Source organism: Haloplanus rubicundus (genome assembly GCF_003342675.1).
In the GTDB taxonomy this organism is placed as follows: domain Archaea; phylum Halobacteriota; class Halobacteria; order Halobacteriales; family Haloferacaceae; genus Haloplanus; species Haloplanus rubicundus.
In genome coordinates this window covers 2522579-2544040 of sequence record NZ_CP031148.1, presented here as the reverse complement: position 1 = coordinate 2544040, position 21462 = coordinate 2522579, and the positions used below count along the sequence as shown (strand labels likewise).

Here is a 21462-nt window from a genome sequence, read left to right as displayed (position 1 = left end):
CGATCAGCAACGGTCGCCCTCGTCGGGGGGCCACTCACACGCGTCGCCCGCGGTGAGGTCGTGTTCGTCCACGTACGCCGAGAGGCAGGCGTAGTTACAGAAGTACGTGGGCGAGCCACAGTCGTCGTCGCAGTCGCGGACACAGATGGGGTCGTGGTCGAAGATCCGCGACTCACAGTACGCACACGCCTCGTCCGCGTCGGGTGTGTCGACCGTCGTGGCCATGCTTCCGCGGAGGGCAGGGACGGTGAAAACGTGTCGGGATGCCGACGGTCGGCTCTCGTGGGGGACGGACGGAGCACGTGTCCGGCGGGCGGTCTCCCGAACGCCGCCGTCGGCGCGGTCGGACCCCGACAGTCGCCGGACGAGAAACCACAGGACGCAAATACCGGGGCGCACAAGCGAGGACCGCGTGCGAGGGTAGCCAAGCCTGGAAACGGCGGCGGACTCAAGATCCGCTCCTGTAGAGGTCCAAGGGTTCAAATCCCTTCCCTCGCATCGTAGCGAGGCCCCACCACGGGCCGAGCGAGATGCACGAGGGGATTTGAAGCAGGGAGGACGCACGTCCGACCGTGGTTCAAATCCCTTCCCTCGCATCGCCCGGTTCACGCCGGAAGATGCGGAAGACCGCTCTCGGAGCGCTCTTCCCTCGCAAAAACCTTCTCGCGACGCCAGCCGCGGAGTACCGACTGATACGGTGTATTGTAAGTCAGTACCGGTGGTTCGCCGACCCGTCTCGGTGAACCACCGGTAAACAGGTACAACAACCCGTATGATAGGGGGGTATCGTAACGGTCCAGCGATTCTCACCGGACCGTCTCGGCGAGAATCGCTGCTGACTTTCGATGATCCCTATGCGCACCCCCGCGATTCATACTTTCGCCTCACGTACACATCGCGCACATGAAACTCGCGCTCGTCGGCGTCGGGCAGGCCGGAGGGAAAGTGATGGAGGCGCTCATGGAGTACGACCGCCGTGCCGGCGTCGGCTTCGTCGCGGACGCCATCGCGGTCAACACGGCCCGGGCGGACCTCGTCGGTCTCGACGCCACTCCCCTCGACCACCGGATCCTGATCGGCGGGGCGCGACTCAAGGGCCACGGGACCGGTGCAGACAACGAACTCGGTGCCGAGGTGGCGAGCGAGGACATCAACGAAGTGATGGGTGCCGTCGACGAGGTGGCGGTCCACGAAATCGACGCGTTCCTCGTCGTCGCCGGTCTCGGCGGTGGGACGGGAAGTGGCGCCGCGCCCGTCGTCGCCCGCGAACTCCGGCGGCGCTACGCCGAACCCGTCTACGGGTTGGGTATCCTCCCTGGCCGGACGGAGGGGAGCATCTACGCCCTCAACGCCGCCCGCTCGTTCCTGACGTTCGTCGAGCAGGTGGACAACCTGATCCTGTTCGACAACGACGCGTGGCGGGAGAGCGGCGAGAGCCTCCGGACGGGCTACGACCGACTCAACGTGGAGATCGCCCGCCGTCTCGGCGTACTCTTCTCCGCGGGCGAAATCACGGAGGGACAGGCGGTCGGCGAGTCGGTCGTCGACGCCAGCGAGATCATCAACACCCTCGGAAGCGGCGGGATATCGACGGTCGGATACGCCGCGACGGCAGTCGAGCGCCCGAAAGCGCGCCTGTTTGCCAGACGGAAGCCGGCACCGGACGTGGGTGACGCGACCAACCGGGTCCTGTCGACGGTTCGCCGGGCCGCGCTCGGACGGCTCACCCTCCCCTGCGAACTCGCGGGCGCCGAACGCGCCCTCCTCGTCGTCGCCGGCCCCCCGGAGTATCTCGACCGCCGCGGGATCGAACGCGCCCGGCGCTGGCTCGAAGAAACGACGGGAAGCATGGAGGTCCGCGGCGGCGACTACCCCCTCGACTCGGACTACGTCGCCGCAGTCGTGCTGTTCTCGGGGGTCACCGACGTGCCCCGGATCGAGGAACTCAAAGGGGTCGCAGTCGAGGCCCAGCGCCGGATGCAGGAGATCGAATCCGAGGGGCCCGAGGGCCTGCACGACCTGACGTGGAGCGGCGACGGCGACGAGGACGGCCTCGATCCCCTGTTCTGATACGGGTATTGGAAGTCAGTCCCGGTGGGTCACCGGACCGTCTCGGCGACCCACCGGTAACCGGGTACAATACTCCGTATCAGGGGAAGGGCTATCCCTTCAAGTGTCATTGTATTGGTGTATGAGCGACGAGGCCACGGCGGAGACGGACGAGCATCGCTCCTTGCAGGGGTGTGAACCTCGGGACACGCCGGGTCCCGCGGCGCGCGTGCGGAACTGGTGGCACGACCGCGGGAGCGGCGCGGCGTACGACCGCCTCGACGGCCGGCTGTCGGCGTACTGTGCGGAGTTCGGTGCGCTGTTGGACGAACTGGACCGTCTCGAAGCATCGCGAGGAGGCGACGAACCGGCTGTCGACCGGGATTTCGTGACGCACGTCGAGACGCTACTCGACAAGTCCGCGCGACATCTCCAGCACGGCCACATCGATCAGGCGTGGGTCTGCTTTCACGCGGCGCGGCGCGTCGACCTCTACGGCTACGAGGCGTACGACCGACTGCGCGACGGGGAGTCGGAACTCGTTCGGGAGCGCGCCGTGGAGATTCACCGCCAGGCGACCGATCGATTGACCGGGTGGCGGCGCGAGGCCGTCTCCGACCTCCTCCTCGACCGGAGCGGGCAGGTTCGGCGGGACCCGTCGGTGCACGCGGTGATCCGGGCGCGATACCTCGTCGACGAGGCGAACCAGAACAACCACGCCAAGCGCCGCTACCTCCAGCGCCAGTTGCGCTACCTGCTCGGACTCGGCATCGTCGCGCTGACGGTGTTCCTGTTCGGCGTGACGCAGGTGAACCCCTTCGCGGCGTCGGACGTGACGCTCCCGACGTTCGTGCTCTACGTCCCGCTGGTCGGTGCGCTCGGCGCCGCCCTGTTCGGCGTGCGCTCGGCGTCGAAGACCGCCACGTCGACGAACGTCCCGCAGAACTTCACGCCGCTCGGGGTGGTGCTCGCCCGCGTGTTCATCGGTAGCCTCTCGGCCGTCGCGCTGTATTTCGGTCTCACCGCGGGCGTGATCGACGTCGTCGACGGTGGGACGCTCACCCCGGCGCTCCTGTTGCTCGTGGCGTTCGCGGCGGGCTACTCCGAGCGCCTGGCGCCGCAGGCGGTCGAGCGGGTGTCGGGGATCACCGGGCGGACCACGCCGAACTGATACTGTAACGGTTCACCGGTGGTTCGCCCGACCCTCTCGGCGACCCACCGGTACTGGCGTACGAGAACCCGTCCGACGCGCCACCCCGAAGCGCGGACCTTAACCGCCCACGCCGGCAACGGAGCGGTAATGAGTCAGGACGCGTCTACCGAGGGGGACCTCCGGAACACCGGCATGTCCCTCAAACACGACCGGGAGTGGGATTACGAACTCGACCGCATCGTCGAGGCGGTCGAGGAACGGAACGCCACGAAGGTCGGCCTCCAGTTCCCCGAGGGGCTGAAGCGTCGCGGTCCCGCCGTCGCCGACGACCTCCGCGCGCTCACCGACGACGACGTGACCTACATGCTCTCGGGCCAGCCCTGTTACGGCGCCTGCGACCTCGACACCTACCTCATGCGCCGGACGGACGTGTTCGTCCACTTCGGCCACTCGCCGATGAAGGAGTCCGAGAAGATCATCTACGTCCCCCTCTTCTCCAACGTCGACCCCTTCCCGATGATGGAGGATGCGCTGGCGGAACTGCCCGAGGAGGACGTGGGTCTCGTCACCACGGCCCAGCACATGAACCGCTTCGGGGAGATGAAGTCGTGGCTCGAATCGGAGGGCTACACCGTCCACACCCGGAAGGGCGACGACCGTCTCACCCACGAGGGGCAGGTGCTCGGCTGTAACTACGCCTCCGCGGACATCGACGCCGATCAGGTGCTCTACGTCGGCGGCGGGAAGTTCCACCCGCTCGGCTTGGCGATGGAGCATCCGGACAAGAAGGTCGTCATCGCCGACCCCGTCAACAACGTCGTCACCGTCGCCGACACGGAGAAGTTCATGAAGCAGCGCTACGGCGCCGTCCACCGCGCGATGGACGCCGAGAAGTGGGGCGTCATCTTCTGTACGAAGATCGGACAGGGCCGCTGGGAGATGGCGGAGGAGATCGTCAACGACAACGACGACGCCTACCTCATCACGATGGACGAGGTGACGCCGGACCGCCTCCGCAACTTCGACATGGACGCCTTCGTCAACACCGGCTGTCCGCGCATCACGACCGACGACGGCCCGCAGTTCCACAAACCGATGCTCACGCCGGGCGAGTACCGCATCGCCGTCGGCGACGAACCCCTCGACTCCCTCTCGTTCGACACGTTCCACGGCACCTGGTGATCGCTCCCCACGCTTTTCTCCCCTCCCGTTCTTCCGCTCTCCATGGAGTGTGACCCCATCGGCACCGTCCACACCCCCTTCGAGACGACGAGCGAGGCGCCCCGGCAGGGCTTCCGCGACGACGCCGAGGGTATCCTCGATGTCGATCCGGCGTACCGCGAGGGGCTGACGGGCTTCGACGGCGACCGGGTCGTGGTGGTCTGGTGGGCCGACCGCGCCGACCGGTCGGTGCTGACGCTGGATCGCGACCCCGGCCGCGGCGTCTTCACCTCCCGCTCGCCCGCGCGGCCGAACCCGGTCTGTGTCACCGAGTGTGCCGTGGAGACGGTCGACCCCACGGCCGGCCGCCTCGACCTTCGCGGGGTGGACATGGCCGACGGCAGTCCGGTGATCGATCTGAAGGTCCCGCTCGATTAGCCCTCCAGCGCGGCCGCCACGTAGTCGACCGCCTGTTCGGGTGTGTCGACGGCCTCGACGCCGGCGACGTCGTGGGTGCCGAGACCGGCCACCGGCCGGTCGAAGACGCCGGCGAACCCGAGTTCGGAGAGCGTCCCGGCGCCGCCGTCGATAGCGACGACCGCGTCGCCGTTCATCACGACCATCGCGTTTCTGGCGTGTCCCAGCCCCGTCGCGACGGCGGTGTCGACGTACTCGTTGGCGTCGCGGCGGTCGGCCGTCGGCAGGATGCCCACCGTCTCGCCGCCGGCCTCGCTCGCGCCGGCACAGACCGCCTCCATGACCCCGCCGAGGCCGCCACAGACGACGACGTACCCTCGCTCGGCGAGCAGGCGGCCGACCGCCCGCGCCCGCTCCGCCGTGGCCTCGTCGACGCGACTCCCACCGATGACGCTGACGCGCATGGGTGGTCGTCGGCGAGCGACGGGTTATACGTTGGCCCCGCCGTCCGGGCATCTCACCAGCTTTATGTGTTCGGTACACCCCTCCATGGGTATGTCAGCGGTTCAGTCCCTCCGGACGGCGGTCGACGCGCTCTCGCGCAACCCCGTCCTCTTTCTCGGTGGTCTCGCCTACGCGCTGGTCGTCCTCCCACAGCGCGCCCTCCAACTCGCCTCGGTGCCGCTCGCCCCGGCGGCGCTCCAGTTGCTCACCTTCTTTCTCACGCCCTTCGTCGTCGCCGGCGTCGTCGGGATGGCCCGCGAGGCGCTCGACGGCGACGCGTCGGTCGGGGCGTTCACCGCGACGGGCAAAGGACGGTACGTCGACCTTCTGCTCGCGACCCTCGTCGAGTTCGGCATCCAGTTGGCGTTCGGCATCGCCTTCCTCGTGCTCGCCCTCGTCACCGTCGTCGCCGCCGGTGGCTCGGTCGGTCCCGTCGGCCTCGCCGGTGCGGCCCTCGGTGTCGTCCTCGCGCTCGCGTACCTCGTCGTCCTCTTTCTCGTCCAGTTCTACCCCGTGGTCGTCGTCGTCGACGACGCGGGGCCGGTCGACGCCGTCACCGGAAGCGTCGACTTCGTCCGGAGTAACGTCGCCAGCACGCTCGGCTACAGCGTCGTCACGGTCGTGTTGGGTGGTCTCGCCGCGCTTCCCGTCTCCGGGTTCGCCGCCTACCGCTTCCTGACGAGCGGGGCGGGGTCGGGCGAGACGCCCGGACCCATCGGCGGCGGGATGAGTCCGGGTGGTCCCGGCGCCGGTGGAACGCCGGGGATGGGCGAACTGTTCGGCGGCGGGGTTGGCCTCGGCCTCTCGACGCCCGAGGTGGTCGCGCTCTCGCTCGTCTCCGCGGCGACGACGGCGCTGTTTTTCGCCTTCCGGCACACCTACGCCACGGCCTTCTACCGGCTGAACGGACGGTCGGTCGAGGAGCGCGTGCTGGACGACGAGTGGGACTAAAGCAGGAACGTCTCTTCGCGCTCCGAGAGGTCGAGAAAGGAGTCCGCGGCGTCGACGAGTTCGTCGGCGGTGGAGGAGCCGAAGGCCATCACCTCGACGCGGACGCCCTCGTGGCGGAGATGCGAGCAGAGCCGGGAGAAGTCGCCGTCGCCGGTACACAGCACCACGACGTCGACGTGGTTCGCGAGGGTCACGGCGTCCAGGCTGATGCCGACGTCCCAGTCGGCCTTCTTCGTGCCGTCGCCGAAGGTCTTGATGTCCTTGATCTTGGTCTCGAAGCCGATGTCCTGGAGCGCCTCGAAGAAGCGCTCCTCCTCGGGTGAGTCGGCACGGATGACGTAGGCGATGGCGCGGACGAGTTCGCGCTCGGAGACGCCTTTCGAGAGGAGCGCCGAGTAGTCGATGTTGCGGGAGTAGAGACTCTGAGCCGAGTGATAGAGGTTCTGCGCGTCCGCGAGCATCGCGACGCGCTGGTTCGTGTGGATGTCGGTCACGTTGGCCTCACTGGAGCGCGCGCGACTAAATTCCTTGCTCATCGCCCCGCCGCCTCGGCGGCGATACGAGCGATTTAACCCGCCGGCGGGGGGAGGATGGGGTATGCGAACGGAGCAGGCCGCGCCCGCCCTGGGCATCGCCGGCTGTCTCGCCGTCGTCGTCACGCTCGCCCTCCCCTATCTCGTCGCCACCGGCTGGGGACCACAGCTCGGCCGGTACTACGCCGCCGGCCCCCTCGGCGTCGGCGCCGTTCTCTTTTTCGCCCTCGTCGGCGCCGTGGTCTTCCTGGCGGGCGTGCGCGGTCGGACCGACCCGACGACGGCCGCAGGCATCGCCCTCGCCCTCGGCGTCGTCGCCCTCCTCGTTGCCCTCCTGTGGGCGGCCTCGGTGTCGCTTCAGCCACTCTTCGGCTTTCCCGCGTCGTGGATCGTCGATCACCGGTGGTACGTCGTCGTCGTGACGGCGGTGATCCCCGCCGCCGCCGCGCTGTACGCGCGGGCCGTGCTCTGAGGCGCTGGACTTGCCGCGCCGACGCCGTCCGGCCGCTCGGTCGAGCACCCGGAGTTGGGGCGTTCACACGACGAGAAAGGCCAGGCCGCTCAGAACGACGACACCGAGCACGAGAGACACGAGCCACCCCAACCGGTGGGTCCCGAGAAGCCACGCCAACACGGCTTTGAGGAATGTGTTCGCGATGGCCGCGATGACGATGCCCGTCGTGGCGACCTGCGTCGAGACCGTCCCCTCCGCCGCGAGTCGACTCAGCGTGATCGTCATCGCGTCGACGTCGGCGAGGCCGGAGAAGAACGCGGTCACGTACACCCCCGAGGCGCCGAACCACTCGTTGGCGTAGTCGGCGACGAGCAACACGGTCGCGAAGATGGCTCCGAAGAGGAGGGCCGGCCGCAGGCGAAACGGGTTCGTGAGCGTGTCCGGTTCGACCGTCTCGTCGGTGGCAGTCCGCCAGTACAGCGCCACGGCAGCGATCACACCCACGGTAGTCATCCCTCCCAGCGGTAGTGCGACGTGTGGGAGCAAGTCGGGGTTGACGACTGCGATCTCGATGAGTGCTCGCGGAAACATCACGATAGAGGCGGTGACGACCGCGAATGCGCAGACGTGATGCAGCGCCGCGTTCCGGGTCGTCTTCTCCGCCATCGAAACCGTCGTTGCGGTCGAGGAGACGAATCCCCCGACGATCCCAGTGAGGGCGATACCCCGTTCGGGGCCGAGCGTTTGTCCGAGCAGGTACGCCACGAATCCGAGGCCGGTGACGAAGACGACCATCAACCAGACGAATCGTGGATTGAGCCCGTAGAAGGCATCGAGCGACCGATTCGGTAGTGCGGGGAGCACGACGAGGACGACGAGGATAAACTTCGCCGACGCCCGGCGTTCGCTCTCTTCGATCCGATCGACGAATTCGTGTACCGGATCTTTCACCGAGAGTAGGACCGTGACGGCGCCCCCAGCGATGATCGCGACGACCGCACCCCGATCCGAATGCGTCGTCATTGCGCCGAGGACGATCGTGACGAGGGCAGCCACGAGCGTCGTCAATCCGATATCGCCCTCGTACCGGATCTTCCCGACGTACGCGACGGTGAGTGGCACGACGAGTGTGCCGACGACGAGCGGAAGGACGGCCGGAAAGAACGCCTGAACGAGCGCTCCGTAGAGGGCGATCAGCGGAAACGTCCGACTTCCGGCGAACGATCCGCCCGACTCGCTTTGCTCCCGTTCCAGCCCGATGAGTGCCCCGAGACCGGCCGCGAGGAGGAGGCGCAGGACAATCTCGCTGAGGGGAGCGACCGAAGGATCGACCATCGTGTAGCGTCTCTATCCGCTGGCTTGTCAAACGATAGGGATGGAACGGCCGGTGAGTCGAAAGGCCCTTAAGAGGAACCGGCATACGATAGAGTGGACTAGGTCGGGCAGTTAGGCCCTGCTCTCCCACCCGCACTACGGTCTTGAGCGGGGACCGAACTCGGGGGCGTCCGGTCAGACCGGTTCGGGCCCCGGGAGCCAACGTGGAAGCCTCGTCCTTCGGGGACAGCGGTCCGCGGCGCGCATCCGCAGGGACGCTCCGTCGCGGTTCGTCGGTGGCACCGGGTCAGGCGCGGAAGCGAGCAGCCCACCGCCGGACGCCCGTCGCTCGAAGGATCGCGGGGTGGAGGAGGCGACCGGGACTCCCCGGAGCGGAACGCCGGGCAATCCCGCCGTCCACATTCATATCGTTCTCGACCCACGAGTCGCGTCGCCGTCCGAGATAGTGGCTAACGTTGCCCGATCGATAAGCGTAAATACATTGCTAATTGTTAGCATGGTACGAGACAACGTATGAAACAGAAAGACATGGTGTTGCTCCGCGAGGAGTGCAGCGACGGTAACGAACGCGCCTGCCACACGCTCGAACGACTCTGTGACAACGGACGGGACGGCGCCTGCCAGTACGTCCTGAAGTGACTCGATTCTGCTGAACTCGTCGCCGCCGAGTGACCGATAGCGTCGCCGCTACGACGCGCCTGCTCGTCGACTGGTGTGATTTAGGCGAGCCGAAAGCGCTTTATTCTTTTAGGTTGCCCTAAATCCTATGCCGAACGACGACACGGACGGCGGCCCGTCGACGCGGTGGGCTGCGACCACGGACGGCGGCGCAGTCGTCGTGGGCCGTTCCGGAACGGACACCGCGGACGTGCCGACGGCTCGGGCCGGGGCCGGCGGTCCGGCGCTCGACCGACGACGAGTCACGGTGAGCGACCGATGATCGGCGACACGCTCGCCGAACTCAGGACTCGCATCGACGCCCTCACGAGCGACGACGGCGCCTACTACCTCGTCTGCGGGCGCACGGGCGACCGACCGGTCCCCGCCGCGGGAGCTCGGTTCCCGGATCGGGAGTCCGCCCGCACCGCCGCCCGAACGGTCGAGCAGTACCGCGCCTACCTCCGGCGCTACGACCCACGATATCCACACTTCGACGTGATCGTCTGTCAGGACGACCGGGCGACCGAGGACTCGGCGGCCGACCCCGACCCGGACACGTGGACGCTCTCCACGCCCGTTCTCGACGGTGCGGCCGCCCAGCCGTCGAACCGGGACTTGGTCGAGTTCTGTCATCGCGTCGCGGCCGCCGTGTTCGAGACGCTCTCGGACGCCGGCCACGACGCCACCGAGCGGGCGATCACGAGCGATTACGACGCCGTCGCCGACGCCCTCGCCGATCCGGACGGCCTCTGCCTGTACCTGCTCGAACGGATGGCGACGACGCTCGACCGACGACTGACGCCGACCGCACAGGCCAGGGTGCTCACCGACGCGGCGACCCGCCTGGCGCCCGTCGATCCGGTCGAGGACCCGCTCTCGGATACTCTCGGGTCCCTCCAGCGTCGCGGCCTGCTCGGGGCCTATCGTCAGTCACCGTGGGCGGCCGACCTCGACGCAGGCACCCGATCCGTCGACGTCCACCTGTCCGAGTACGCGCTCTTCCCACGGCGCGGCCGACTCCCCGTCCTCCCGCTCGTCGTCGGTCTCTATCGACGGCACCCGGATCGTCCCCCATCGTCGCTCCGGGCCGTCGACGACGGCGATGGCTGGCGGCTCACGCTCGCTCTCGACGCCGACGCCGAACCGAACGGACTGATCAGTGCCCCGATTCGCTCCGACGCCTGAGATGACCGTCACCACCCACATCGAGTCGGCGCAGTCCCGCGTCCGTGCGGAACGGGAGGCGGTCGAGCGAAAGCGCGAGGCGGTCGAGACGTTCGCCGAGCGCGTCGCCGACCTGTCGACTGACCCGACGCCGTCGGCCGCGGCCGGCGTCACGGCCACTGCCGGCCCGCGCCGACACGGCGAGTCGGGCGCGGCCGACCGCTGTCGCACCGTCCGGACCGCCTTCGCCGAGACGATCCGTCCCCACAGCCTCGACGACACGGACGACTCCGAGCCTCTCCTCTCGACCATCCGGGCCGAGTTGACGGACGGCATCGCCGTCGCCCTCGCTCCGACGACGGACGTGCCGTTCTCGGCGGAACTCAAGAAGGCGATCGTCGCGGAGACGCACGCCCGACGGGTGGAAGCCGAGACGCTGGTGGCCGCCCTCGACCGCGAACGGTCGGCACTCGGCGACGCGGCGTCGACCGTCGAGGCGGTCACCGGACGGCTCGCCGACGCGGACGAGACGCCGCTGACCGACCTCGGATTCGACGCGCTCCGGGTGCGCCACGAGACGCTCGCTACCCATCGCGACCGCTGTCGGGACCTCGCCCACCGACGACAGGCGTTTCTCGACGAGTCCACCGCGCCGAACTCGGGGGCAGGGATCGACCACCGGACGCTCGTGCCGTGTCTCTACGCGGACTTCCCGGTCGATCACCCCGTCCTGTCGACGGTCGCCCGTCTCGACGCGGTGTGTCTGAACTGTCAACGCGCCGTCCGGGATCACCTAGTGCGGAGGGCCTGACCGTGCAGGGACTCACCCGACGGCGCCGGGGGCGCCTGTGGGCGGGCGTCTACGCCGGCTTCTTCGGCGTGCCGGAGGACGAGAAAACGGACGACGCGGACGACACGGAGGAGTGAGCCGTGGCGCCTGCGGCCAACCGACGCGGACTGGTCGACGCGTGTCCCACTCGCCAGGAGCGTCGCGGACGATGACCGGCACCCCCCAGTACCTCCTCGTCCTGTACCGCGCCGAGCGTCACGGGAACGTCCCCGTTCCGCCCGGGACGGTCGCCGACGCCGTCGGCCGCTCGCCCGCCGCGACGACCGAGATGCTCCAGCGTCTCGACGAACGGGGACTGGTCGCGCACGAACCCTACGACGGGGCGGCGTTGACGGCGGAGGGCCGCGAACGGGCGGCGGACCTGTACGGGACGTACGTCACGCTCTCGCGCTTTTTCGACGAGGTGCTCGACCTGCCGGACCACGAACGGGAGGCGATGACGCTGGTCGGGGCGATCAGCCCGACCGTCGTCGACAGACTCGCGACGACGCTGCTCGATGCCGACGCCGCGTCGGCCGACGACCGGCCCGATTCGCCGCGGCAGTAGGATGGGGGTCGGAGATTAGTTCGTCGCCGATTCGAGGACGAGCGTGTCGTCTTCGAGGTAGTGGTCGAGGACGTGGGCGTGTTCCTCGACGTCGATCAGCTGCTCGCGGAGCATCTGTGCCGTCGCGTAGTCGCCGAGCCCCTCTGCGAGTTCGACGTGTTCGCGGTAGCTCTCGATGATGTCGCCGTACATCTCCAGGTCGTTCGCGAGCGACGTGCGGATGTCGTAGACGTCCTCGTCCTCGGGTTCGACCGTCGAGGCTTCGGTGAGCGCCCCCATGCTCGCGTTCGGGACGCCGCCGATGGCCTGCAGGCGCTCCGCGATTTCGTCGGCCGCCTCCTCGACTGCCTCGTACGCCTCCTGCAGGAAGACGTGGATGTCGAGGAACTCCGCGCCCTCGACGTTCCAGTGGTGCTTGTGGAGCTGGTGATAGAGGACGTACGCGTCCGCGAGGTCCGTGTTCAGCGCCTCGACGATCTGTTCCGTCTTCTCCTCGTCCAGCCGCACCGGGTTCTCGCCGACCGTGCCCGCATTCTGACGAACGTTCTTCTGGGTGTTCATTACATCCGGTACTTCGTGCGCCACCGTCTTAAACTTTTCAGTAGTCAGACAATTTTTCGCACGGCCTAAAAATCGGCATCCGTACCGTGAGTACGAGTGTCTCGGCGCTCGTATGTGGTGTTTGACGCCCTATTCGCCGTCGGAGCAATCGGTCCGGCTTCGGAAGATGTATATGTATTATGATATTTTGTGAGCGATCCGATTCCGGCCGGGACGTAGGGCCACGGCGGTCTGCCGAGCGTCGTGTCACGGCTTCTTCCGTCGGACACGAGATACTCGCCCGTGTCGGTGTGGCCGTCGAGTTCGGGTACCGTGAGCGAACGGGCCAAGAGCCGACCGAAGGGAGGCCCGCTGGCTTCTGATCGAGCTTTTACAAGCGAGCGAAGCGAGCGCAGTAACAGGTCGTAGTGCGCCGGCCGGGATTTGAACCAAAACCAGACGTGCTCGCTCCCTACGGTCGCTGCGCGCGACTGGTAGGGTTCAATCCCTCTGGGCGATTTTCCTCACTTCGTTCGGAAAATGCGCCGGCCGGGATTTGAACCCGGGCCATGAGCTTGGAAGGGCGCTCGCGTCAAACGCTCGCGCTGAACCCTACAAGCCGCGTAATCGGCATTTCGGGGGTACACCCAATCTGCGACACTTGTGTAAACGTACACGAGTGGCATAAAACTATCGGATTAACTGACACGATGGTACTCAGAAAATCCCTGCGTAGCACTAATTTCGGCAGGTGGTGGCGTGTTTCGACTTATACGTATAGGATCTGACTTATATCGAGAATCTGTTAATTTCTTGAATATTCCTTAGAATAATAACGCTACGCTCAAAACATATACCAGATGGGTACTGACCCTTCCAACGAGATCGACGCTCTCGCTATCAAGCTGGAATACCTCATCGCACAGAATGAGGAAGTGCTGGCGGAGTACGAAGAAGAGCATACTCCATTCTCGGAGTCTTCGGATTCGAGGAGTTCCCACATGGAAACTGACCCAACGGAACTGTTTTCCTGAGTAGACCGGCGGGTTGAGATGACTATGTGCCACCCAACGGAAAATCAACGCTCCCCGAGAGCCGGCCACCGGGAATACGTATTCGTCGGTCACCACTCTCGCTCTTCATGCGCTATCTGGGGAAGACTCGATAGAGTGGTTTCGTCCGTTCGGTAGCACATAGTCATCTCTACCACAAGACCAGCACGTAGTACCCCGCGCGAGTACTGAGCCTTCGAGGTGGGTGGAACTCTCCGTGTATCGAGCAGACTGAAAAATGACCCAGTCGCTCCGAACGTAGAGGCTGCTTCTTACGCCGTGACATACGCCGCCGGATTTCTCTCCGCTATTTCGGCGGATCTTGAGCCTCCAACCCCAAGGGTTCGACCAGCGAAGACGCCCGTGTAATCTCGAAAAATTCAACGCTGTCTTGCGGTTTTCGCCGGCTTTATAATGCTGGACGTTGTCTATACAGTGAAGGTAATTCTCGGGGCGTCAACCTCTGTCCAGCCGTTGCTGACGTGATCCAGTTGGCTGACACCGAAGCATGGAGGTGGGTGTATACTCCGCGCAGTATGTCCCTTCATTTCAACTATGCTCGCAGAACAATCTATAGCGACTGAATCGACAGATGAACTCACACTCGAAGAAGTACGAAACCGGCTAAATGACCTAATTCATCGCGGTTTCGAATCTCCCGACACTTCTCTCATTAAGGCACTTCCTGTATCGGGCAAAAGCTATGGTAGTATCAAGTGGGCGGCACAGACGGGACAGCTACTGACCGTGTTTGCTCCGCGTCACGAACTTCTGAATGAGTACAAGGACTATTGTGAGGAGTTCGGACTGACGTACAAGAGGATTCCATCATTCTATCGAGATTGTGCGAGTTTCGAGAAGAATAGTGACGAAGAATATGAACCCATAGATGGCGCGGCGAAAGAACTCCAGAGAGACTACAATCGGGGTTTTAACGGAGTTACCCTTCACAATCACCATCCCAATACACCCTGCCAAGCCGATGGTGACTGTCCATTCATTTCGAAGCGAGACGATGATCCCTCCGAGTACGATGTTCTTCTCGGCACGTATCGGCACGCATACCCGGAGAAATGGATCAAGGGGAGATACGTTGCCTTCGATGAGTTTCCCGAAGATGCCTTCCTGAAGACGTTCGACGACGGAATCGAACCCATCGTTTCGGCTTATCTCGACGATTACGAGGATCAACTGCCCTTCCGTGACTATCGAGACTTCCTCGGACGAATGGCTAGTCCGGACGTGCAGGACCATATTGAGACATGGAAGGAGAATCCCAGTTGGACCTATGATTACGGACACGTTCGACGCAGTCCGAATCCGTCTGCTCACGCGCTGGCTCCGATGGCAATATTGGCTCTCATAGAGGAGGAACGACTCGATAACAATTGGGGATACTCCGATCTTGGATATGGCCGTGTGGCGGTCTGTAATCCGAAAAAGAACAAGTGGACCTTCCACCTTCCTCCTGACCTAAGTTGTGCTGAGAGTGTCGTTGCACTCGATGGAACTCCTAACGAAACCCTGTGGCAGGTCGTGCTTAACGAGCAGATACAGTCCCTTTCCCTTCTCGATGATGAAGAACGGGAAACGTATCTACAGGATGTTCTCGGCTATCGCTTCGTGCAGACGACAGACGCATGGAAGCCCATACAGGGTAAAAAAGGAGCATCGCCACCGAAGGATTTGGCACTCATTGAGGGGATCTGCCAGACTGAGGGAGAAGAACTCGCTCTCATTAGCTCTCAGAAGGCTATCCGCCAGTACCGAACGGAAGGTCTGAGCGAGCTCACAGAGGCGGAGACAGTAGAGCATTACTGCAACCTGAAAGGCATGAACGATTTCGGGAAGGAACGTTTGGGACTCGTATTGGGGTGTCCTTTCCCCGAAGATGACCTGATTGAGAAGTGGGCCGCCCTTGCAGGCGAATCCGCTGAACGGAAAGATGATCCTAATGGAGAACCCCTCCGAGGTCCACGTACAGACTTTGGTCCCTTCGGAAACGAAGTGATGCACACATTGGTTCACGACGAAGTGTTGCAGGCGGCAATGCGTTTCGGACGTGAGAAGGAAAACGGAGTCCGCGGAGCCACCGTGTATCTGCACACCTCTGCAATTCCCCCGTGGTTTCCCGTGGAGAAACGAATCCCGAATATCCATTCATGGATTCGTGGAGATAAGGGGATGCGAAAAACCGTTGAGGCGATCACCCAGATTGATAGCTGGCAAGATAGCGTCTGGAAGACGACAGACGTGTATCCTCTTATCCCTGAATTTTGTCGGCGAACGATCAGGTATCGACTTGACGACCTTGTCGAGGAAGGCTATATTCACTTCGAAGGGAAACAGGGAAAAATAAAGTGCTACACGAACATCTGCCTTGAAGACGCTGGATCATTCGGTCACGTTGAGTTTCCGGAGTGAGTTACGGAAGTGTTGCTAATGGGTTGTATAGGGAGAGTTCCGAAAGAGAATTGTAAGCCTTGGAGGGTGTTACAGCGTCGGGATTAGAGTCTGCTCTGAACTGGTCTGTGGTCTCCCCCTCGAAGGATTCCTACCCTCCGGCTTCAAGTACAGTTTCTCGAAAATTCGGGGGAGCATCTATGTCGCAACCGGAGGTTGCTCACCAGTGGAACCCATGCAGTCACTTTCTTCGAGACGCCATGCGACTGATTTCGGCGCTCTCAGTAGCTGTCTATTGAGGATGTTGGATGGCTGTCTCCCCGTTGTTTAGATCTCCCCGAACCGCCTAATACAGGGGCATAGAAAACAAATAGCTAACATTATGGACACAGGCCGATGGATTGACAAGCCTGATTTGCTGATTGTGAAAAACCGTCCTGTCGAATATGACTGATTACCTTTCCAGCAAGTTTGGAACACGAAAATCCCGCAGCTCCACCCCCGACCGGCCCTGTGAATCCATTCGCTGCAACACCACACAATATAGCTGTTCCAAGTTGAGCAACCCCGGAAACAATTTTATTGTTAATAATGTACTCCGCAGCTTGATATAGTTGTTCGCAGGCAGAACATTTTGTCGATTTGCTCATGTGAGGGTAAAATCATTTCCAAGTATATATTAGTTGGTCCGAAAAGGGCGCACTAAAACGCATGAAAAACAGCACGTTAGTTATTCCACTTCTCTGTGCTTCACAACGTCGCCATTCTGGACGTCGAAGATCTCCGTTCGAACGATTTCATTATCGGAGATGAAATCTCGTGTGATTTTCGTATCAACGAGCCCGTCATCACGGAAGGTGAGCACCGCCTCAAGAATTGTGTCTTCCCTATCATCGTCGAAGCGGAATACCACCATGTAGTCGTTCTCACGCTCCGGACCGAGCTCAAGAACATCGTACCCAGCGAACTCATACTCCTTCTCCGAATGGAAATATGACTCAATCGCTTGGAACGTATCAGTGTTGACCGCGTGCCGCCATTTTTCGTCGCGTTCGTTTCCGACGACCTTTTCGACGGGTTTGGCCATACCTGTTATCCTTTGTCATGGGTGTCTATAACCCTTGGGTGATTATTTAGCGCTGAGCACAACCAAGTGATACTTTTTATCTCTCCCATAATTCTGGAAGAAACTGGTTTACAGTGACCGATGTGCCGGTGTAGTGACTGGCTGATTCGCTCCACACTTTCGTCAATTTCGAACCACAGACGACCAATCTCGCAGAGCAAGCCACTCATGATGCGCTCGTATACGCCAGGTGATGTCCCAACCCGGTATTTCACCGCATGGAGATGCTTGCTTTCAGGCGCCTCTATGCGTGGTTTCGCTCAATCACACACTACCTCTCGAAGCTCGTCGCACCGGTAGTCAGCTTGGTTGCCGAGATGGTTGACACTCAGTGATTTCATCGATGGTACCGAGCCTTAGAGTCGGTTAACGATCAGGGAGGGCTTGTTCCAGCCTCACCTCTATGCGTCGTTACTCTTGAGATAAAGAGCAGTTTATACTCAAATACCAAAGGCCAAATGTTGCTCTCTCGTACCATCAATTAATGAGCGAGTCAGAAGACGGGGCTACAAGGCCAACAATATCAGTTGCGGTTGTAGACAATTCACACACAAACGAAATTCCGGAGAATATTGACTCTGATCTCTATACGACAACAAGACCAGAGTCCTCGTTGGTTGAGTTTGCGGCTGATCCTGATGGAGAACTGGCAGAGGCCCTCAGGCGGAACGGATTTGACGTGTGAATTGGTCAGAGAGCGAGTAGATCGCACAGTAAAAATTCTCTGCGCTAATATACCTCCAAGTCATCTCTCCTCCCGCTCTATGCGTGGTTACTCCGCTTCACCGCACCCTTCAGGTATCGACACGTCAGTCACCAGCGTCGTTGTAGAGATTGTTGGGTGTTTGACATAGATACAGTAGGTGAGATACCCCACGATTTTTCTGGGGAGCTGTAAGCCTTCGAGGGTGTTACGGCAGCGGAGTAGAGCCCGCTCTAAATTCGTTCGCTACCCTCCCCTCGAAGGATCGTTTCTCTCCGAGTCAAATACTACCCCTCGAAGCTCTCGGTGTAGCTGAGATCACACTTCATCAGTTGTTCGCGTTGTAGTCAGCTATTGCTTGGAGTACGTCTTGGAATGATGCATTGCCAGAATTGTAGTCTCCAATTGTTCCCAGCACATCTTGGAAGGACGTCTCACTACTCTCGCTGTCTTCCACGGTTAGTGTCGTTGTAGTGTCTGCGTAGCCGTCCTTACTGACTGAGATGGTGTATTCGTCTGGATCGTTAGTGTTTATCGACAGGGTTGCCTCACCATTCAGATCCGTCGTCACCGACAGATTGAGATCGGATATTGAGACTGTCGCATCTTCCACTGAGTCGCCGGTTGTGTTGTCGCTCACTGCCACGGTCACATCAGTCGTTGTTCCAGCCGTAATTTGTGATGCCGAAAGCGACACATCAAGAACCCCGTCAGGTGATGAATCGGAAGGAACCGTATCCGGGGCTGGGAAGATGGATAACGTTGCGCTTGCTGGGTCTTGACTAAAAGTCTCTGCTGAGGCGACTACAACATCGTTATGCTGATAAATATCGTAGATGTCTCCCTCACTGGCTAGAGATATCGCCCAGTCTCCCACTTCACCTGTAGTTGTATCAAGGGACACGAATTCTCCGTTATTACGACTTACAAGTACCGTGTTATCACCCGGATAAAATCCTATATTTGGTTGACCACTATTCTCTGCTACAGAACGACTCCACTCAATTTCCCCAGTCGTTACACTCCGAGCAGCAATTTCAGTCTCGTACTCGCCTGTGGATGTTGATGGGAATCGTAAATTATAGAATAAATCTGAAGTAGTACCGCTACGAATACGCTGAGTGACATCAGTATTAATTGACTGCTCCCAGAGAGTCTCGCCACTTGGAGAGGCGACGCCACGAAGTCGTTCGTCGTCTATAACGACATATTTTTTCTCACCGGGTCGGCTATCGATCTGGTGAACATTCACGCCAGACAGTACGAGGTCCGGTTCGTCGCTGAATGATGAGAAAATTTGGACCACAACTATCCCCCCCTCATTAACCAGTCCGAAACTCCTAACGACTAGGTAATCTTCAGATTCCTCGATTAAAAAGGAACTCGTGGGATTTCCTGACGAGATTGGTCCGGCTATAGGGACTGTATGTGTTTCGTTTACCTCGCCTGTTGTTGCATTAAGATCCAAAATCTGATGCCCAGTCGTCGTTGCGAACATTACGTAAATGTCCGGGTCTGCTGGAGAATAGGGAAGGGTTGCTTCCACAAACTCTCCTGGAAGTGAGACTGTCTTATCCCAGCGCACATCACCAGTCGTGGTATTGACTCCAAGGAGTCGCTTCTCTGTAGCACCTTCTGCCCGGCTAGTGATGAGAAGCGTCTCCTCGCCTGCCTCTCGGAGTACCAATGAAGAGAAATCTACCTCTCCAGGGTACTGAACTGTCCACTGTTGCTCTCCAGACGAACGTTCGTAGGCAATCACTGTGGATTGGTCGATCTCAAGAACTCTATCAGCAGTGACGGTAACTGGATTTTGGGTAGTGGAGATGGCACGACTCCAGCGTTCCTCGCCTGTTTGAATATTCAATGCCAACAGCCGGTCGCCGTCAGTCGGTGATGAATCTACAATGTAGAGTTCTCCCTCACCGACTGTTTGGGTAATTGATCCATCGAACTGTGTAGTCCAAAGTGGTTCGGTAAATGTGTCTGGAGGACTAATCGCTGACGCTCTAGAGGTGAATGTAGGTTGACTATGACTGATGTTCATAGCCTGCCCACGACCAGCGAGCCTACCGAGCCCTGTTCCTGCTGTAACGCCCATTACCCCCATCTGAAGTAGCGTCCGTCGATCAAGCTCTTGCATGGTTGACTTGCCTCACCTTGTCGGATCTTTCATGCTCCAAACTGGAGCCATAATTTGGTGAGCTAAACTGTACATATTTCTTTCACGTCTTGTATTTTGGGCTTGTGACATAATCGAAATCATCCGACTATGACCGCCTCTGCAGTACTTTGTACCGAAATCACAGCATTATCCTTGCGTAATTGCCATTCACTACACTTTCTGGTCACCTCTTGAGGTATCGCCATGTTAGTCCTCAGCTTTGTAGTCGGGATCGTTGGGTATCCCACATAAGGACAGTAGGTGGGATACCCTACGATTTCACTGTAGGGTTCCAAGCCTTCGAGGTGGTTTTCAGCCAGGGGATTAGAGTCCGCTCTAAATTCGTGAGCTATCCCCGCCCTCGAAGGCTCGATTCTCTCCGGTAAAAATACGACCTCTCGAAGCTCCTGGTGAAGCTGGGATCATTCCTGTCGAACTGCTCGCGATAGCTCGTGAAACAGTACAGGCGACTTCAGAGAGGGTTAGGCTCCATTCAGTCAGTTTGTCCGAGTCGCCACGCGACTGATTCCAGTGCTCTCGGTAGCCGGCCACACGTTCTCGTATTCGTAGTTTGGCAAATTGCTCGCTCAGTCAAGTTCGAAGGCTACGGTGCCATTCGTTTTAATATGGGTGGCGTTTGAGTGAGGTTCGAACACCCGTTGACCCTGTTTGAACTGCTCGTACTCTGACTCATCAAGTAGAACGTAACCTGGAATTATGTGTCCAGTCCCTTCCCTTCCGCAAACTGCGGCAGTCTTTGGTAATCCAATTGGTTCTACGGCAACCACGTAGTTCCGTCCTCTCCCGCTCTCCGGTAGATGTTCTTCGCAACGAACAAGTGCCATAGAATGACAAATGATTCTCCTCTCACATAATATATAGGTCGCGGAAACAAAGAAGGGAGGCTTGGTTCCCCTTCGCTCCATGCGTGGTTATTCCACATGAGGACAGTAGGTGAGATACCCTACGATTTCTCGGAGAAATTGTAAGCCTTCGAGGTGGTTTACGATCAAGTGTTAAAGTCCGCTCTAAACTCACTCGTTCTCTTCCCCTCGAAGGCTCGGGACCCACTCAATCCTCGTCGACAAGTACGGCTTCCCAAACGACGCAGGCAGTCTTCGCCAGTCAGCTTCCGTCGACCTCGTGCAAGTTCACCTTCCGGACTGTCGACTGCTACTCCTCTGTCGTTCCGAGTCATCGAGGAGATCGTGTTGACACCCAACGATTTCATCAGAGGTTCCGGGCCTTAGAATCGGTTTTCGATCAGGGATTCAATTCCTTGGAACTGTTCGTAAGAACACTCAGTAGGAGGGCTTGCTTCCTGTCGCCTCTAAGATTAGTTTCACTCCGATTCACAGACCACTCTTCGTTGAGATCGGGATCGTTCTCCCGTAGGATCTCCACATCGGTCGACAACTCCGAGTCAATCTTCCGGCGTACACGAGACACAACTTGATACCGGAGGTCGTCATCGACGTTGCCCCCTCTATGAGTTCCCGTTCTCGGTCGGTCAATAGGACGCGACGGTGTCCTTGTCCCGGCGAAGTATGAATATCCGACAGACAGTACAACGAGAAGTACGACTGCCAGCACAAGGTTTCGCTCGCTACGGTCGGCGGTCCTGTCGTTCTACAACCCGCTGTTGAGTGTCCACGCTCCAGACTGACGGTGGGGTTGTCACCGAAGAAACTGTGGA

21 protein-coding genes, 1 tRNA gene and 1 other RNA gene are annotated in these 21462 nt (G+C 60.8%); 16 read left to right on the top strand and 7 right to left on the bottom strand.

Annotated features, from left to right (window positions below; translation table 11 throughout):
- Positions 1–3 precede the first annotated feature (3 nt).
- Positions 4–225: a hypothetical protein gene (locus tag DU484_RS14060; protein ID WP_114586589.1), complete on the bottom strand. Its 222-nt coding sequence runs from the start codon at positions 223–225 to the stop codon at positions 4–6.
- 189 nt (positions 226–414) lie between these two features.
- Between DU484_RS14060 and DU484_RS14055 the strand changes: the two genes are divergently transcribed.
- The 5 genes from DU484_RS14055 (at position 415) to DU484_RS14035 (ending at position 4801) form a co-directional block, all read left to right on the top strand.
- Positions 415–498: transfer RNA gene (locus DU484_RS14055), tRNA-Leu, on the top strand.
- Positions 499–903: 405 nt separating this feature from the next.
- Complete coding sequence (locus tag DU484_RS14050) at positions 904–2070, top strand: tubulin/FtsZ family protein (RefSeq protein WP_114606256.1); 1167 nt, start codon at positions 904–906, stop codon at positions 2068–2070.
- Positions 2071–2191: 121 nt separating this feature from the next.
- Positions 2192–3220, top strand: coding sequence for a hypothetical protein (locus DU484_RS14045; protein WP_114586587.1), 1029 nt, complete (start codon positions 2192–2194; stop codon positions 3218–3220).
- 129 nt (positions 3221–3349) lie between these two features.
- Positions 3350–4384 (top strand): diphthamide biosynthesis enzyme Dph2, encoded by a 1035-nt coding sequence (dph2, locus tag DU484_RS14040; protein ID WP_114606255.1) that lies wholly within the window; start codon positions 3350–3352, stop codon positions 4382–4384.
- Between the two features lie 42 nt (positions 4385–4426).
- Positions 4427–4801 (top strand): TrmO family methyltransferase domain-containing protein, encoded by a 375-nt coding sequence (locus DU484_RS14035; protein ID WP_114586585.1) that lies wholly within the window; start codon positions 4427–4429, stop codon positions 4799–4801.
- Here DU484_RS14035 and DU484_RS14030 read toward each other — a convergent pair.
- Entirely contained in the window at positions 4798–5244 is a 447-nt protein-coding gene (locus tag DU484_RS14030) for a TIGR00725 family protein (protein ID WP_114586584.1), read from the bottom strand. The two genes, DU484_RS14035 and DU484_RS14030, sit on opposite strands and share 4 nt — an antisense overlap.
- A 91-nt stretch (positions 5245–5335) precedes the next feature.
- Between DU484_RS14030 and DU484_RS14025 the strand changes: the two genes are divergently transcribed.
- Positions 5336–6235 (top strand): DUF7847 domain-containing protein, encoded by a 900-nt coding sequence (locus tag DU484_RS14025; RefSeq protein WP_114586583.1) that lies wholly within the window; start codon positions 5336–5338, stop codon positions 6233–6235.
- On the opposite strand, the gene DU484_RS14020 is transcribed toward DU484_RS14025, so the two are convergent.
- Positions 6232–6729 (bottom strand): LabA-like NYN domain-containing protein, encoded by a 498-nt coding sequence (locus tag DU484_RS14020; RefSeq protein ID WP_114587278.1) that lies wholly within the window; start codon positions 6727–6729, stop codon positions 6232–6234. The genes DU484_RS14025 and DU484_RS14020 overlap by 4 nt on opposite strands.
- A 103-nt stretch (positions 6730–6832) precedes the next feature.
- On the opposite strand from DU484_RS14020, the gene DU484_RS14015 reads away from it, so the two are divergent.
- Positions 6833–7240, top strand: coding sequence for a DUF7548 family protein (locus tag DU484_RS14015; RefSeq protein ID WP_114586582.1), 408 nt, complete (start codon positions 6833–6835; stop codon positions 7238–7240).
- Positions 7241–7303: 63 nt separating this feature from the next.
- Here the strand turns inward: DU484_RS14015 and DU484_RS14010 are convergent, their stop codons facing one another.
- Entirely contained in the window at positions 7304–8557 is a 1254-nt protein-coding gene (locus tag DU484_RS14010; RefSeq protein WP_114586581.1) for an MgtC/SapB family protein, read from the bottom strand.
- 91 nt (positions 8558–8648) lie between these two features.
- Here DU484_RS14010 and ffs point away from each other — a divergent pair.
- From ffs to DU484_RS13990, 6 genes are all read left to right on the top strand, one after another.
- An RNA gene (gene ffs / locus DU484_RS14005) (signal recognition particle sRNA) lies at positions 8649–8959 on the top strand.
- 111 nt (positions 8960–9070) lie between these two features.
- Entirely contained in the window at positions 9071–9196 is a 126-nt protein-coding gene (locus DU484_RS20475) for a hypothetical protein (protein WP_262342796.1), read from the top strand.
- Between the two features lie 127 nt (positions 9197–9323).
- On the top strand, positions 9324–9497 hold the full coding sequence (locus DU484_RS19605) for a hypothetical protein (RefSeq protein ID WP_157969365.1): 174 nt from the start codon (positions 9324–9326) through the stop codon (positions 9495–9497).
- Positions 9494–10402, top strand: a complete 909-nt coding sequence (locus DU484_RS14000) for a DUF7551 domain-containing protein (RefSeq protein ID WP_114606254.1) — start codon at positions 9494–9496, stop codon at positions 10400–10402. Before DU484_RS19605 ends, DU484_RS14000 begins: the two co-directional genes overlap by 4 nt.
- Before the next feature lies 1 nt (position 10403).
- Positions 10404–11192 carry a DUF7260 family protein gene (locus DU484_RS13995; protein ID WP_114606253.1) on the top strand — a complete coding sequence of 263 codons (789 nt, stop codon included), beginning with the start codon at positions 10404–10406 and terminating at the stop codon, positions 11190–11192.
- Positions 11193–11379: 187 nt separating this feature from the next.
- Entirely contained in the window at positions 11380–11778 is a 399-nt protein-coding gene (locus DU484_RS13990; RefSeq protein WP_114586578.1) for a metal-dependent transcriptional regulator, read from the top strand.
- 15 nt (positions 11779–11793) lie between these two features.
- Here DU484_RS13990 and dpsA read toward each other — a convergent pair whose 3' ends face one another.
- Positions 11794–12339 carry a DNA starvation/stationary phase protection protein DpsA gene (gene dpsA, locus DU484_RS13985; RefSeq protein ID WP_114606252.1) on the bottom strand — a complete coding sequence of 182 codons (546 nt, stop codon included), beginning with the start codon at positions 12337–12339 and terminating at the stop codon, positions 11794–11796.
- Positions 12340–13178: 839 nt separating this feature from the next.
- Here dpsA and DU484_RS19600 point away from each other — a divergent pair.
- Positions 13179–13352, top strand: coding sequence for a hypothetical protein (locus DU484_RS19600; protein WP_157969576.1), 174 nt, complete (start codon positions 13179–13181; stop codon positions 13350–13352).
- Positions 13353–13925: 573 nt separating this feature from the next.
- The gene (locus DU484_RS19595; RefSeq protein ID WP_157969575.1) at positions 13926–15794 is read left to right on the top strand and encodes a hypothetical protein; all 1869 of its coding nucleotides are present in this window, start codon (positions 13926–13928) and stop codon (positions 15792–15794) included.
- Between the two features lie 709 nt (positions 15795–16503).
- Here DU484_RS19595 and DU484_RS13970 read toward each other — a convergent pair.
- Positions 16504–16860, bottom strand: coding sequence for a hypothetical protein (locus DU484_RS13970; RefSeq protein WP_114606249.1), 357 nt, complete (start codon positions 16858–16860; stop codon positions 16504–16506).
- Between the two features lie 523 nt (positions 16861–17383).
- On the opposite strand from DU484_RS13970, the gene DU484_RS13965 reads away from it, so the two are divergent.
- A complete protein-coding gene (locus DU484_RS13965; RefSeq protein WP_114606248.1) occupies positions 17384–17584 on the top strand; it encodes a hypothetical protein in 201 nt (66 codons plus the stop codon).
- Between the two features lie 346 nt (positions 17585–17930).
- On the opposite strand, the gene DU484_RS13960 is transcribed toward DU484_RS13965, so the two are convergent.
- Complete coding sequence (locus DU484_RS13960) at positions 17931–19745, bottom strand: outer membrane protein assembly factor BamB family protein (protein ID WP_114606247.1); 1815 nt, start codon at positions 19743–19745, stop codon at positions 17931–17933.
- Positions 19746–21462 lie beyond the last annotated feature (1717 nt).